Annotated in this window: 14 protein-coding genes; 9 read left to right on the top strand and 5 right to left on the bottom strand. The window is 73.2% G+C overall.

Features of this window, described 5'->3' with window-relative positions:
• Window positions 1-9: 9 nt before the first annotated feature.
• Complete coding sequence (locus OHA89_RS26410) at window positions 10-747, bottom strand: response regulator transcription factor (RefSeq protein WP_257556657.1); 738 nt, start codon at window positions 745-747, stop codon at window positions 10-12.
• 38 nt (window positions 748-785) lie between these two features.
• A complete protein-coding gene (locus OHA89_RS26405; protein ID WP_266610111.1) occupies window positions 786-1,607 on the bottom strand; it encodes an adenosylcobinamide-GDP ribazoletransferase in 822 nt (273 codons plus the stop codon).
• Between the two features lie 70 nt (window positions 1,608-1,677).
• Here OHA89_RS26405 and OHA89_RS26400 point away from each other — a divergent pair, with 70 nt between their 5' ends.
• On the top strand, window positions 1,678-2,448 hold the full coding sequence (locus OHA89_RS26400; RefSeq protein WP_266610110.1) for a hypothetical protein: 771 nt from the start codon (window positions 1,678-1,680) through the stop codon (window positions 2,446-2,448).
• 110 nt (window positions 2,449-2,558) lie between these two features.
• On the opposite strand, the gene OHA89_RS26395 is transcribed toward OHA89_RS26400, so the two are convergent.
• Entirely contained in the window at window positions 2,559-2,837 is a 279-nt protein-coding gene (locus tag OHA89_RS26395; RefSeq protein WP_266610109.1) for a PspA-associated protein PspAA, read from the bottom strand.
• Between the two features lie 13 nt (window positions 2,838-2,850).
• The gene (locus OHA89_RS26390; protein WP_215140611.1) at window positions 2,851-3,645 is read right to left on the bottom strand and encodes a PspA/IM30 family protein; all 795 of its coding nucleotides are present in this window, start codon (window positions 3,643-3,645) and stop codon (window positions 2,851-2,853) included.
• 281 nt (window positions 3,646-3,926) lie between these two features.
• Between OHA89_RS26390 and OHA89_RS26385 the strand changes: the two genes are divergently transcribed.
• Window positions 3,927-4,535 (top strand): DUF3043 domain-containing protein, encoded by a 609-nt coding sequence (locus tag OHA89_RS26385; protein WP_215140612.1) that lies wholly within the window; start codon window positions 3,927-3,929, stop codon window positions 4,533-4,535.
• Between the two features lie 113 nt (window positions 4,536-4,648).
• Complete coding sequence (locus tag OHA89_RS26380) at window positions 4,649-5,356, top strand: bifunctional 2-polyprenyl-6-hydroxyphenol methylase/3-demethylubiquinol 3-O-methyltransferase UbiG (RefSeq protein WP_257556654.1); 708 nt, start codon at window positions 4,649-4,651, stop codon at window positions 5,354-5,356.
• A gap of 31 nt (window positions 5,357-5,387) precedes the next feature.
• On the opposite strand, the gene OHA89_RS26375 is transcribed toward OHA89_RS26380, so the two are convergent.
• Window positions 5,388-5,600: a hypothetical protein gene (locus OHA89_RS26375; RefSeq protein ID WP_215140614.1), complete on the bottom strand. Its 213-nt coding sequence runs from the start codon at window positions 5,598-5,600 to the stop codon at window positions 5,388-5,390.
• Between the two features lie 93 nt (window positions 5,601-5,693).
• On the opposite strand from OHA89_RS26375, the gene OHA89_RS26370 reads away from it, so the two are divergent.
• The 6 genes from OHA89_RS26370 to OHA89_RS26345 all read left to right on the top strand — a co-directional run bounded on the left by OHA89_RS26370 (window position 5,694) and on the right by OHA89_RS26345 (window position 12,909).
• Window positions 5,694-6,899: a bifunctional adenosylcobinamide kinase/adenosylcobinamide-phosphate guanylyltransferase gene (locus OHA89_RS26370; protein ID WP_406367274.1), complete on the top strand. Its 1,206-nt coding sequence runs from the start codon at window positions 5,694-5,696 to the stop codon at window positions 6,897-6,899.
• A 13-nt stretch (window positions 6,900-6,912) separates the two neighbouring features.
• Window positions 6,913-7,839: a DMT family transporter gene (locus OHA89_RS26365; RefSeq protein ID WP_266610106.1), complete on the top strand. Its 927-nt coding sequence runs from the start codon at window positions 6,913-6,915 to the stop codon at window positions 7,837-7,839.
• A gap of 53 nt (window positions 7,840-7,892) precedes the next feature.
• Entirely contained in the window at window positions 7,893-8,957 is a 1,065-nt protein-coding gene (gene cobT, locus OHA89_RS26360) for a nicotinate-nucleotide--dimethylbenzimidazole phosphoribosyltransferase (protein ID WP_215140617.1), read from the top strand.
• An 84-nt stretch (window positions 8,958-9,041) separates the two neighbouring features.
• The gene (locus OHA89_RS26355) at window positions 9,042-10,934 is read left to right on the top strand and encodes a phosphatidylglycerol lysyltransferase domain-containing protein (protein WP_266610104.1); all 1,893 of its coding nucleotides are present in this window, start codon (window positions 9,042-9,044) and stop codon (window positions 10,932-10,934) included.
• Window positions 10,931-11,650 carry a hypothetical protein gene (locus tag OHA89_RS26350; protein WP_266610102.1) on the top strand — a complete coding sequence of 240 codons (720 nt, stop codon included), beginning with the start codon at window positions 10,931-10,933 and terminating at the stop codon, window positions 11,648-11,650. The genes OHA89_RS26355 and OHA89_RS26350 overlap by 4 nt, the downstream gene beginning before the upstream one ends.
• Window positions 11,651-11,745: 95 nt before the next feature.
• Window positions 11,746-12,909: a sensor histidine kinase gene (locus OHA89_RS26345; protein WP_257559467.1), complete on the top strand. Its 1,164-nt coding sequence runs from the start codon at window positions 11,746-11,748 to the stop codon at window positions 12,907-12,909.
• Window position 12,910: the final 1 nt, after the last annotated feature.

The raw sequence follows: 12,910 nt of genomic DNA, 5'->3' as shown, positions 1-12,910 counted from the left end.
GGTGCCGCACTACTCCGCGCGTGGCCGGACCAGTCCCGATTCGTAGGCAATGACCACCAATTGGGCCCTGTCGCGGGCTCCGAGCTTGGCCATGGCCCGGTTCACGTGGGTTTTGACGGTGAGCGGGCTGACCTCGAGCCGTCCGGCGATCCCGTCGTTGGACAGCCCCGCGGCGACGTGGACGAGGACCTCGCGCTCCCGGACGGTCAGCGCGGCGAGCCGCTGCGCGTGCGAGCCGGCCCCGGCCGAGGCGGCGGCCGGGTCGGCGCCGCCGCCCTGGGCGAGGAAGGTGGCGATGAGTCCCTTGGTGGCGGCCGGGGAGAGCAGGGCCTCGCCGGCGTGCGCGACCCGGATGGCGTTGAGGAGGTCCTCGGGCTCGGCACCCTTGCCGAGGAAGCCGGAGGCGCCGGCCCGCAGGGCGGCGGCGACGTACTCGTCGACCTCGAAGGTCGTCAGCATCACCACGCGCACGGCGGCCAGTTCCGGGTCGCCGCTGATCATGCGGGTGGCGGCGAGCCCGTCGGTCCCGGGCATCCGGATGTCCATGAGCACGACGTCGGCGCGGGTCTGCCGGGCCAGCGCGTAGGCCTGCGCCCCGTCGGAGGCCTCCCCGACGACCTCCATGTCCGGTTCGGAGTCGACGAGCACCTTGAAGGCGCTGCGCAGCAGTGCCTGGTCGTCGGCGAGCAGCACCTTGATGGGCGCGGCGGGCACGGCGGGGGTCGGGTCCGTCGGAATGTGGTCCACGGGGTGAGGGTACGTGGGCCCGCGCGGCCGGGGGCGGGTCAGCCCAGGGCGAGGACGATCAGGGCGGTGGTCGCGGAGACCTCGGCCAGGGCTCCGAACACGTCGCCGGTGACCCCGTCGAAGCGCCGGACGCAGCGGCGCAGCAGCAGTTCCGCGACGAGGAGGGCGGCCAGGACGGCGGCGGCCTGCCGGCCGGCGGCCGGGAGGCCCAGCGGGAGGGCGGCGGCCGCGGCGAGCACCACGACCAGGGCGGTGACGGCGGCGGCCGCGGCGCGCGGGACCACCCCGGCGACCGCCGCGCCGAGCCCCTCGGGACGGGCGGGCGGGACCCCTTCGCGGGAGGCGAGGGTCATGGCGAGGCGGGCCGTGACGGCGGCGGTCACCGCGGCGAGGGCGCCGCGGTTCCAGCTGTCGGCGTAGGCGTCGGACAGGGCGGCCACCTGCACCAGCAGGGCGAGCACCAGGGCCACGACGCCGAAGGGGCCGATGTCGGACTGCTTCATGATGCGCAGGGCCTCGTCGGCCGGTTTGGCGCTGCCCAGGCCGTCCGCCGTGTCGGCGAGCCCGTCCAGGTGCAGGCCCCGGGTGAGCGCCGCCGGGACGGCGACGGTGACGGCCGCGGCGAGCAGCGGTCCGCCGCCGAGCACCAGCAGGAGCGCTCCGGGCACGGCGGCGAGCAGCCCGACGACCAGCCCGGCGAGCGGGGCGCAGGCCATGCCGGTACGAGCGGCGGGGCGGTCCCAGCGGGTGATGCGGGCGGGCAGCACGGTCAGGGTGCCGAACGCGAAGCGGACGCCGTCGGGGAACGAGGCGCGTTCCGGGGGCGGCGTCGGCGAATGGTCATCGAACGAATCTGTCATCGGCCCGAACGCTACCCGCTCACCACGGACGGTAAATTACCCATTACGTGCCAAATAGGGAGTCCGTGGGATGGGTCACTGGTGGTATCGGAACATCGTCGAACCGGGGAAGCTGCCCCTGCTGCTCGCCCTGCTCTCCTTCGTTACGTCGTTCCTGGTCACCCGCACGATCACCCGGATGATCCGGGCCGGACGGGGGCCCTTCAAGAACATCACCCCGGGCGGGATGCACATCCACCACGTGGTGCCCGGGGTGATCCTCGTGATCATCGGCGGTTTCGGGGCGGTCGGCAGCGGCCGGTACGGATTGGGCGCGATGATCTCGGCCGTGCTCTTCGGGCTGGGGGCGGGCCTGGTGCTGGACGAGTTCGCGCTGATCCTGCACCTCGACGACGTCTACTGGAGCGAGCAGGGCCGCAAGAGCGTGGAGATCGTGGTCCTGACGGCCGCGCTGGTGGCGCTGGTACTGGGCGGATTCCTGCCCTTCGGGGTGAACGAGCTGACCCAGGAGGAACGCCAGAGCCGCGGACTGGTCGCCATGAACACCGCCACCAACTTCTTCCTGGCCCTGATCGCCCTGTGGAAGGGCAAGGCGCGCACCGCCCTCTTCGGTGTGGTCGTCCCCTTCGTGGCGCTGATCGGCGCGATCCGGCTGGCCCGGCCCGGGTCCCCGTATGCCAAGAGGTTCTACGCGAAACGCCCCCGCGCCCGGGCCAAGTCCGGGCTGCGCGCCTTCCACCACGACCGGCGCTGGGCGCTGCCGCGCCGCAAGTTCGAGAACTTCATCGGCGGGACCCCCGACCCGGAGCGGGCGGCCGTGGAGAAGCCGCCCACGCAGTGAAGACGGCGCAGTGTGAAGACGGCGCAGTGTGAAGACGGCGCAGTGTGAACACGACGACGGGCCCTCCCCGGGAAGGGGAGGGCCCGTCGTCGTTTCACTGCGTGGCGGCTTCAGCCCGGGATCAGGCCGTCGTCGCTGAGCATCTCCCGGACCTCGTCCAGAGTCGCGCCGTCCCCGGGCAGGATCAGCTCGGACGGCTCCAGCGCCTCGTCGGGAAGCGGCTCGCCGAGCCGCCGTACGGCATCGAGCAGTGCGCCCAGCGTGCGCCGGAAGCCCGTCTCGTCACCGTTCTCCATCTCCGCGAGCAGTTCGTCGTCCAGCTTGTTGAGCTCGGGAAAGTGGCTGTCGGCCACCTTCACCTGGCCCTCCCCCATGATGCGGACAATCATGACGGACCCCGTCCTACTGCTTGTCGAACCGGTGCTGGGTCTGGGGCTGCTGGGCGGTGCCCGGGGCGCCGCCCTCGATGGCCTGCTGCTGCGCGGACGGGCCGCCCGCCAGCTCGGCCTTCATCCGCTGGAGCTCCAGCTCCACGTCCGTACCGCCCGACAGGCGGTCCAGCTCGGCCTGGATGTCGTCCTTGGAGCCGAGCCCGCTCTGGTCGTCGAGCGCGCCGGAGGCCAGCAGCTCGTCGATCGCTCCGGCACGGGCCTGGAGCTGGGCGGTCTTGTCCTCGGCCCGCTGGATGGCCAGGCCGACGTCGCTCATCTCCTCGGAGATGCCGGAGAAGGACTCCGCGATCCGGGTCTGGGCCTGGGCCGCCGTGTACGTGGCCTTGATGGTCTCCTTCTTGGTGCGGAAGGCGTCCACCTTGGCCTGGAGGCGCTGTGCGGCGAGGGTCAGCTTCTCCTCCTCGCCCTGCAGGGTCTGGTGCTGCACCTCCAGGTCGCTGACCTGCTGCTGGAGCGAGGCGCGACGGGACAGGGCCTCGCGGGCCAGGTCCTCGCGGCCCAGGGCGAGGGCCTTGCGGCCCTGGTCCTCCAGCTTGCCGGACTGGCTCTGGAGCTGGTTCAGCTGCAGTTCCAGGCGCTTGCGGGAGGTCGCCACGTCGGCGACTCCGCGGCGCACCTTCTGGAGCAGCTCGAGCTGCTTCTGGTAGGAGTAGTCGAGGGTCTCGCGCGGGTCCTCGGCCCGGTCCAGGGCCTTGTTCGCCTTCGCGCGGAAGATCATCCCCATACGCTTCATGACACCGCTCATGGGCTTCGCGCGCCCCCTTCTAGACGGACTGTGCTCCAGGTCACCAACAGAACCCACAGTACGGGCCCTGTCTCCATTACCGCACTGTTCGAGTACGGATGCGCTCCTCCTCCAGGACGACTACGTCCCCGCCGTGTCAGGCGTAAGGAGTAGGTGGTCCCCCGACCGGTACGGACCGGCCGGAGAGCGGGCCGTCGCACGAACCCTGCACTGGGGAAGACGCCCGCCGTTGCCGGATCGTTCCCCACCGGGGTGGGGCCCATGCCCGTAACCACGTAGGCTTGGGTTTTGTGTTTGGTAGCCGCTCCTCCAAGGAAGAGAAGGCCGCCGCCACCGACAAGGTGAGCGCCGACCTCTCGCAGCCCCGTGACCCGCAGGCCCCGAAGGGCCGCCCGACGCCGAAGCGTGCTGTGGCCCAGTCGCAGCGCAAGGCCGTGGTGGCCTCGACCGGCAACCGCAAGGAGGACGCCAAGCGTGCCCGTGAGCGCCGCCGTGTAGAGATGGCAAAGCAGCGCGAGGCGCTGGCCAGTGGCGACGAGCGTTATCTGCCCGCCCGCGACAAGGGCCCCGTCCGCAAGTTCGTCCGTGACTACGTGGACTCCCGCTTCTCGGTCGCCGAGATGTTCCTGCCCCTGGCAGTGATCATCCTGGTGCTGAGCATGGTGCGGGTGCCATCCATCCAGAACATCGCGCTGATCCTGTGGATGGGCGTGATCGCCCTGATCCTCCTCGACTCCATCGGCCTGGTGCTGCGCCTCCGCAAGGCGCTCAATGAGCGCTTCCCGAACGAGCCCCGTCGCGGCGCCGTCGCGTACGGCCTCATGCGCACCCTCCAGATGCGCCGGCTGCGCCTGCCCAAGCCGCAGGTCAAGCGCGGGGAACGGCCCTGAGCCGAGAGACGCCCGGAGCGTCGGGGGACGGTTTCGCCTGGGGAGGTCCGGGGGGAGCCCGGCTGTGGCTCGAGGGACTGGGCGGACTGCGCAACGCGGTCCGCCAGGAACTCGTGGGCCGGCAGGTCGACGAGCAGATCGCGCAGCGCTTCCCGGTCGGGCAGCGGCTGCGCGTTCTCGATGTCGGCATGGGCCAGGGCACCCAGGCGCTGCGCCTCGCCCGCGCCGGGCACAAGGTGACCGGCCTGGAGAAGGACCCGGGGATGCTGGCCGTCGCCCGCGAGGCGCTGGAGGCGGAACCCGCCGGGATCCGCGACCGGGTCCGGCTCATGGAGGGCGACGGCCGCGAGACCGGCGCCCACTTCCTGCCGGGCAGCTTCGACGTGGTGCTGTGCCACGGGGTGCTGATGTACGTGCCCGAGCCGGACGCCATGCTCGCCGGGCTGGCCCGGATGCTGGCGCCCGGCGGACTGCTGTCCCTGCTGGTGCGCAACGGCGACGCGCTCGCCATGCGGCCCGGGCTGGGCAGTGACTGGACCGGCGCGCTGGCCGCCTTCGACGGCGTCGACTACCGCAACCGGCTGGGCATGGACGTACGGGCCGACCGGCTGGCCGGGCTGACGGCCACGCTGAACGGGATCGGAGCCCCGCTCCAGGCCTGGTACGGCGTCCGCGTCTTCACCGACGGCACCGAGGCCGGCGAGAGCCTGCCGCCCGAGGAGGAGCTGGAGCAGCTGCTGGCCGCCGAGGACCGCGCCGGGCGAACCGACCCCTACCGGGGCGTCGCGGCGCTGCTGCACCTGTGCGGCGTACGGGGCTGACCGGCGAGGCCGGCCAGCCCCCGGGCCTGGTTCAGGCGTCCAGGGCCGAACGCAGGCTCATCGTGTAGAGCTCGGTACCGCCGTCGTCGGACAGTTTCACCTGCTCGACGCCGCCCTCCAGCAGCTCCTTCCAGACCTCACCGATCCAGGACTCCGCGTCCCCCTGCGTCGTGAACTCCTCCGGTTCCACCGCCGGGCTCGTCTCGGTGCCTTCGGCCGTCTCGAACCGCCACGTCCACGCCATGTCCGCCTCCGTTGCTCGTCCGCTGCTCGCCTTGAGTCTGCCCGCAGAGTAACCGGGCGCGCACCACTCCCGGCGACGCGGGAGGATCTCCCTGTGGAACTCACTCTGCTCGGCACCGGCACACCCGAGGGCCTCCCCCGCCCCGGCTGCCCCTGTGCGGCCTGCGCGGTCTCCGTCGGCACCCGGGCGCGCGCCGCCACGGCCGTCCTCGTCGACGGCGCGCTGCTGCTCGACCTGACCCCCGGGGCGGTGCTGGCGGGCGCCCGCGCCGGGCATTCGCTGGCCGGCGTACGGCAGGTCCTGCTGACCCACCCGCACGACGGGCCCGCCGTGGAGCTGCCACCGGGACTGCCGGCCGCCGGGCGGGTGCCGGACGGACGGGAACTGTCGGTGATCTCGGGGCACCGGGTGCGGGCGGTGCCGATGGACGCGCCGGGCACCGGGTACGAGGTGACGGGCCCGGACGGCAGCCGGCTGCTGTACCTGCCGCCCGGCGGAGCCCCGGCGGGGACCAACGGCCAGACGGGGCAGCGCCCGTACGACGTGGTCCTCGCCGATGTGCTGGGGCGGCCCGAGGCCCTCGCCCGGCTGCGGGCGAGCGGCGCGGTCGGCCCGGCCACGGACGTGATCGCCGTCCACCTCGACCACGACACCGCGCCCGGGCGGGAGCTGGAGCGCCGGTGCGCGGCCGTCGGCGCCCGGGCGGTGCCGGACGGGACCACCGTGACCGTCGGGGAGTACCGTCCGGCGGCGGACCTGCCGCGCCGGACCCTGGTGCTGGGCGGGGCCCGCTCCGGCAAGTCCTTCGAGGCGGAGCGGCGGCTGGAGGCCTTCCCCGACGTGGTCTACGTGGCCACCGGCGGCAGCCGGGACGGGGACGCGGAATGGGCCCAGCGGGTCGGGCTGCACCGGGAGCGGCGGCCCGCGAGCTGGCGCACGGCGGAGACCTGCGACCTGGCCCCGCTGCTCACCGACGCGGGTCCGCCGCTGCTGATCGACTGTCTGGCGCTGTGGCTGACGGACGCGATGGACCGGGCCGGGGCCTGGGACGACGAGGTGTGGGTCAAGGGCGGACAGCACCAGCTGCGCGACCGGGTCGCCGAGCTGGTGGCGGCGCTGCGCGCGACCCGTCGCCGGGTGGTGCTGGTCAGCAACGAGGTGGGGTCGGGGATCGTCCCGGCGACGGCCTCGGGCCGCCGGTTCCGCGACGAGCTGGGCCGCCTCAACACCGCGGTGGCCAACGAGTGCGAGCACGTCCTCCTCGTCGTCTCGGGCCAGGCCGTCGTCCTCAAGGAATAGGTCGGGTGATCCCGTGGAACCCTCCGGCCCCGCCGCGGAGCGGACCGGCCTCCTCGCCTTCGCCGGGTGCGCTCTGCTGGGCGGCGGCAACGCGGTGGGGGTCAGGTTCAGCAATCGCGAACTGGACCCGCTGTGGGGTGCTTCGGTGCGGTTCGGCGCGGCCGCGGTGCTGCTCCTGCTGGTGATGGCCGTCATGCGTCTCGCGCTGCCGCGCGGGCGGGCGCTGGCCGGCGCGGTGCTGTACGGGGTGCTCAACTTCGGGGTGACCTTCGCGCTGGCCTACTACGCGCTGGTGCACATCCACGCGGGTCTGGGGCAGACGCTGCTCGCCCTGGTCCCGCTGGTGGCGCTGCTGCTGGCGGTGGCGCAGCGTCAGGAACGCTTCCGGGGATCCGCGCTGGCGGGCACGCTCGTCGCGGCCGCCGGGGTCGCGCTGGCCTCCCGGGCACCGTTGGAGGGCGATGTTCCGGTGCTGTCCCTGCTGGCGGTGCTGGGCGCCGTGGTGTCCTTCGCCGAGGCGACCGTACTCGTGCACCGCCTGCCGCCGGTCCACCCGGTGACGATGAACGCGGTGGGCATGACGGCCGCGACGGCCGTGCTGCTCGCCGGTTCCTTCGCCGCGGGCGACACCTGGCGGCTGCCGGAGCGGACGGCGACCTGGTGGGCGCTGGCCTACATGGTCGTGGCGGGCTCGGTACTGACCTTCGTCTTCTATCTGGTGGCGGTGCGTCACTGGGGCGCGTCCCGCGCGGCGTACGTCTTCGTCGTCATCCCGCTGGTCACGATCACGCTCTCGGCCTGGCTCGACGACGAGGAGCTGACGGCGGGTCTGCTGCTGGGCGCGCCGCTCATCATGCTGGGCGTCCATCTCGGCGCCCTGCGGCCGGGCCGCCGACGGTCGGGCGGGGGCCGTACGGGGGCTGGTCGAGGGACTGGTTGAGGGGCTTGGAGAGGGGGCTTGGGGAGGGCCTCACCGGCTGTACGCTCTGGCAGATGAGCACGCTGAATCTCGACGACTTCTCCGATCTGATCGAGCGCCCCGACGGGGGCGTCCGGCGTGACGCCGAGGAACGCCGTGAACGCCTCGCCGTGCCGCCCGGCGCGCTGGGCCGGCTCGACGAACTCGCCGAGTGGCTCGCCGCCGCGCAGGGCCAGGTGCCGGTCAGGCCGATCGAGCGCCCCCGCGTGGTGCTGTTCGCCGCCGACCACGGGATCGCCTCCGAGGGCGTCTCCGCCCGGGCCGCCTCCACCGCCCACGAGCTGGTGCGGGCCGTGCTGGACGGGGCCAGCCCCGTCGCCATCCTGGCCGGCCGGCTCGGCGCCACCGTGCGGATCGTCGACGCCGGGCTCGACTGCGACCCCGGACTGCTCCCCGAGGACGTGGTCCGCCACCGCGTGCGGCGCGGCAGCGGCCGGATCGACAAGGAGGACGCGCTCACCGTCGAGGAGGCCCTCGCCGCCCTGGAGCTCGGCATCCGGATCGCCGACGAGGAGGCCGACTCCGGTACGGACCTGGTCGTCCTCGGAGACCTCAGCGTCGGCGGGACCACCGCGGCCGCCACCCTCGTCGGCGCCCTGTGCGGAACCGATGCCTCGGTGGTCACCGGCCGCGGCGGCCTGCCCATCGACGACCTGGCGTGGATGCGCAAGTGCGCGGCGATCCGCGACGCGCTGCGCCGGGCCCGGCCGGTCCTCGGCGACCAGGTCGCGCTGCTCGCCGCGGTGGGCGGGGCCGACCTGGCCGCCATCACCGGTTTCCTGCTCCAGTGCGCGGTGCGCCGTACGCCGGTCATCCTCGACGGCGTCGTCTCGGCGGCCTGCGGTCTGGTGGCCCAGCGGGCCGCGTTCCGCGCCCCCGACTGGTGGCTGGCCGGTCAGGCGAGCGGCGAACCCGGCCAGGCGAAGGCCCTGGACCGGATGGCACTCAACCCTGTGCTCGACCACGGCGTCACAGTGGGCGAAGGTACCGGGGCATTGCTGGCCCTCCCCCTGGTCCAGGCGGCCGCCGCACTCGCGGCGGAACTCCCGGAACAGGCGGCGCAGGAGCCGGCGGAGTGAGCTGCCGGGGCCCGCGGTCCTGACCAGCCCGCGATCCCCGGACCCAGCCACTATGAACGGCAACGCCCCATAAGATCGCTTTTTATGGGAGAGGTCCGTTTGACCAGCGCAGAGACCGACCGCGGCACCCGAACGGTGCCCGGACCGGCATCCGGCAGGAAAGAGACCGGCGGCGATCCCGCCGGCAGGGCGGCGGGGGACGGCCGGGAGACGGGCCGGGGGAGCACCCGTTCACGGCGCGGCGCCGCGTTCGCGGTCTGGTACCTACGGGCCGTCACCTTCGTCAACTTCCTCAGCGCGGTCTGGGTTTCGCTCGGGCAGGATCTGCGCAGACACAACGACGCGGACTTCTACACCCCGTACCTGCTCACGGCCGGCTTCGCCTCCGGGCTCTTCTGCCTGCTGCTGGCGGTCACCATGGGCCGCCGCAAGCGGGCCGCCTGGATCCTGAACCTCGTCCTCGGCGGGATGCTGCTGCTCGACTTCGCCCGCGCAGCCTTCGTGCCCTGCTCATGGGCCCCCGACACCTGCTACCCGGAGTTCCGCGAACACCCGCAGAACTGGGTCTCGCTGGGCCTGACCGCCGCTTTCGTCATCGCCCTGCTGCTGGGCCGCCGGGAGTTCTACGCCAAGGGCGACCGCTCCAACCCCGCCCTCGCCACCGTCGTCGCCACCGTCGGCCTGCTCGTCACATCGCTGGTCGCGGCCATGCTCGTCGGCGCCACCAACAACGCCGCGGACAGCGCCGGGGCCACCTTCCTGACCCGCTGGCGGTACGGGGCGATGCGGCTGATCACCCTGGACCCGGACGCCAAGGCCTTCAGCACGATCGACACCCCCGGCTGGGTGGACGTCTTCGTCAACGTGATGTCGATGCTGCTGCTGCTCGCCGTGCTGTTCGCGGCCTTCCGCTCGCGCCGCGCCGTCGACCCGCTCTCCGAGGACGACGAGGAACGGCTGCGGGCGCTGCTCGCCCGGCAGGGCGACCGCGACTCGCTCGGCTACTTCGCGCTGCGCCGCGAAAAGTCCGTCATCTGGTCCCCCACCGGCAAGGCCGCCGTCACCTACCGCGTCGTCGGCGGGGTCTCGCTGGCCTCCGGCGACCCGATCGGCGACCCCGAGGCCTGGCCCGGGGCCATCGACCCGTGGCTGGCCGAGGCCCGTGAGCACGGCTGGGTGCCGGCCGTGATGGGCGCGAGCGAGGAGGCCGGGCAGATCTACGCGCGGCACGGCCTGGACGCGCTGGAGCTCGGCGACGAGGCGATCGTGGAGACCGCCGAGTTCACCCTGGAGGGCCGCGCCATGCGGACCGTCCGGCAGGCGTACAACCGCGTCAAGCGGGCCGGGTACACCGTACGGATCCGCCGCCACGCCGACATCCCCGCCGAGGAGATGGACGAGCTGGTCAAGCGGGCCGACGACTGGCGCGACGGCGCGACCGAGCGCGGCTTCTCGATGGCACTGGGCCGACTGGGCGACCCCGGCGACGGCCAGTGCGTGATGCTGGAGTGCACCGACGGCAACGGCGATCTGCGGGCCGTGCTGTCCTTCGTGCCGTGGGGGCCCAAGGGCCTGTCGCTCGACCTGATGCGCCGTGACCGGGACTCCGAAAACGGCCTGATGGAGTTCATGGTCATCGAACTCCTCGAACGCTCCAAGGAGATCGGGGTCACCCAGGTCTCGCTGAACTTCGCGATGTTCCGGTCCGTCTTCGAGCGCGGGTCCCGGCTCGGCGCGGGTCCGGTGCTGCGGATGTGGCGTTCCCTGCTCAGCTTCTTCTCCCGCTGGTGGCAGATCGAGTCCCTCTACCGGGCCAACGCCAAATACCGGCCGATCTGGGAACCGCGGTTCATGCTCTTCGAGAAGAGTTCGGACCTGTTGCGGATCGGTATCGCGGCGGGCCGGGCCGAAGGCTTCCTGGAAGCCCCCGGCCTGCCGAAGTGGCTGCACCGCAGACACCTGGAGACCCGCCGTTGACAGCGTGGAACGCCCCCGCACTCCGGCGGTTCGCCCGCCGCGAGTGGGGTCCCCTGTTCTGGACCGTCCGGGGCGCGCTCGCCCGCGACAAGTGGCGCGCGATCCCGATGACCATCGGCGCGGTCTGCCTGACCTCGGTCTTCCAGATCGTGCAGAACACCTCCTGGGGCTTCCAGCCGGTCCAGAACCTCGGGTCGGTCAAGGCCGTCGACCCGCTCTGGCTGGCCCTGCTGCGGACCCCCCTGTCGCTGTTCGTGCCCGCCCTCGACCTGCCGGTGTGGGGGGCGCTCGCGCAGATCCTGCTCGTCTTCGGGATCTCGGAGATCTGCATCGGCTGGTGGCGCACGCTGGTGATCGGCTACGTGGCCACGCTCGCCGGGACCACGTACGCGCGGATCGGGCTCTCGCTGGGCCCGGACCACCCCCTGGGCCTGCCGGTGTCCGACCGGATCGTCAACGACACCGGGCCCTCGGCGGCGGTGGTCGGCCTCGCCATCTACGTCTGCTGGCGGTACCGGGCGTACCTCACCGGCGCCGTGGTGGTCCTCGTGATGATCGGCGAGGTGCTGGTCAAGAACAACCTCGCGGGCAAGGAGCACCTGGCGGCCATCGCCGCCGTGATGGCCGTGTGCGTGGTCCGGGCGAAGTGGGGGCCGGAGCGCTCCCGGGCACCGCTGGGCGGGCGCCCGCCGCCGCTGGACACCCGGCCGCACTGAGGCCACCGGAGGCGACCGGATGAGCCGGGCGGAGCAGGCCGTACCGTATCGGGGTGACGACAGACCTCGGGCGGTTCGCGCCCACCCGGCAGTGGATGCGGGCCCACCCGCTCGCCACCGATGCCGTGCTCGCGTTCGGGGCACTCGTCTGCATGGTTCTCGGGTCCTTCGCCGATCCGCACGGGCCGCACGGGCCCACCTTCGGGACGCGCAATCCCGATCCCTTCTCGCTGCTGCTGATGCTGCTCGGCGCGGCCGTCCTGGTGTTCCGGCGCCGCCGGCCGCGCGCGGTGCTCGCCGTGACCTGCGGGCTCTCGCTGCTTGAGCTGACCACCGGGGAGCCGCGGGCACCCGTCGCCATGTGCACGGTGATCGCCCTGTACACGGTGGCCGCGTGCACCGACCGGCCCACGACCTGGCGGATCGGGCTGCTCACCATGGCCGGTCTGACGGGCGTGGCCATGCTCGCCGGGCCGCTGCCCTGGTACGCGCAGGAGAACATCGGGATCTTCGCCTGGACCGGGATGGCCGCCGCCGCCGGGGACGCCGTGCGCAGCAGGCGGGCCTTCATCGACGCCATCCGGGAGCGGGCCGAGCGCGCCGAGCGGACCCGGGACGAGGAGGCGCGGCGCCGGGTCGCCGAGGAACGGCTGCGGATCGCCCGGGACCTGCACGACGTGGTGGCCCACCACATCGCCCTGGTCAACGTGCAGGCCGGGGTGGCGGCGCACGTCATGGACAAGCGGCCGGACCAGGCCAAGGAGGCCCTGGCCCACGTACGGGACGCCAGCCGGTCGGCGCTGAACGAACTGCGGGCCACGGTCGGGCTGCTGCGGCAGTCCGGTGACCCCGAGGCGCCGACCGAGCCCGCGCCCGGGCTGGCCGTCCTGGACGAGCTGGTGGACACCTTCCGGCACGCCGGGCTGCCGGTGGAGGTGATCGTCCAGCTGGGGCCCGAGCCGGGGCCGCTGCCGGCCGCGGTGGACCTGGCGGCGTACCGGGTGGTCCAGGAGGCGCTGACCAACGTGCGCAAGCACGCGGGTCCGGGGGCCCGGGCCGAGGTCAGCGTGGTGCGGGTGGGTCCCTCGGTGGAGGTGACGGTGCTCGACGACGGCGGCACGGAGGCGTCCGACGCCGAGCCCGGCGGGGGCCACGGACTGCTGGGCATGCGCGAGCGCACCGGCGCGCTGGGCGGGTCCTGCTTCGCCGGTCCCCGGTACGGGGGCGGCTACCGGGTCCACGCGATCCTGCCGGTCTGAG

Origin of the sequence: Streptomyces sp. NBC_01546, from assembly GCF_045208355.1 — a bacterium.
GTDB lineage: Bacteria > Actinomycetota > Actinomycetes > Streptomycetales > Streptomycetaceae > Streptomyces.
The sequence above is the reverse complement of the archived record's forward strand: the minus strand, read 5'-3'. Positions and strand labels throughout refer to the sequence as shown.

Excerpts from the sequence above, each read along its gene's own strand:
- OHA89_RS26355 (WP_266610104.1), top strand. The coding sequence starts at position 9,042 with ATGGGAGAGGTCCGTTTGACCAGCGCAGAGACCGACCGCGGCACCCGA.
- OHA89_RS26375 (WP_215140614.1), bottom strand. The coding sequence starts at position 5,600 with ATGGCGTGGACGTGGCGGTTCGAGACGGCCGAAGGCACCGAGACGAGC.
- OHA89_RS26395 (WP_266610109.1), bottom strand. The coding sequence starts at position 2,837 with ATGATTGTCCGCATCATGGGGGAGGGCCAGGTGAAGGTGGCCGACAGC.
- OHA89_RS26400 (WP_266610110.1), top strand. The coding sequence starts at position 1,678 with ATGGGTCACTGGTGGTATCGGAACATCGTCGAACCGGGGAAGCTGCCC.
- cobT (WP_215140617.1), top strand. The coding sequence starts at position 7,893 with ATGAGCACGCTGAATCTCGACGACTTCTCCGATCTGATCGAGCGCCCC.
- OHA89_RS26390 (WP_215140611.1), bottom strand. The coding sequence starts at position 3,645 with ATGAGCGGTGTCATGAAGCGTATGGGGATGATCTTCCGCGCGAAGGCG.
- OHA89_RS26345 (WP_257559467.1), top strand. The coding sequence starts at position 11,746 with ATGCGGGCCCACCCGCTCGCCACCGATGCCGTGCTCGCGTTCGGGGCA.
- OHA89_RS26405 (WP_266610111.1), bottom strand. The coding sequence starts at position 1,607 with ATGACAGATTCGTTCGATGACCATTCGCCGACGCCGCCCCCGGAACGC.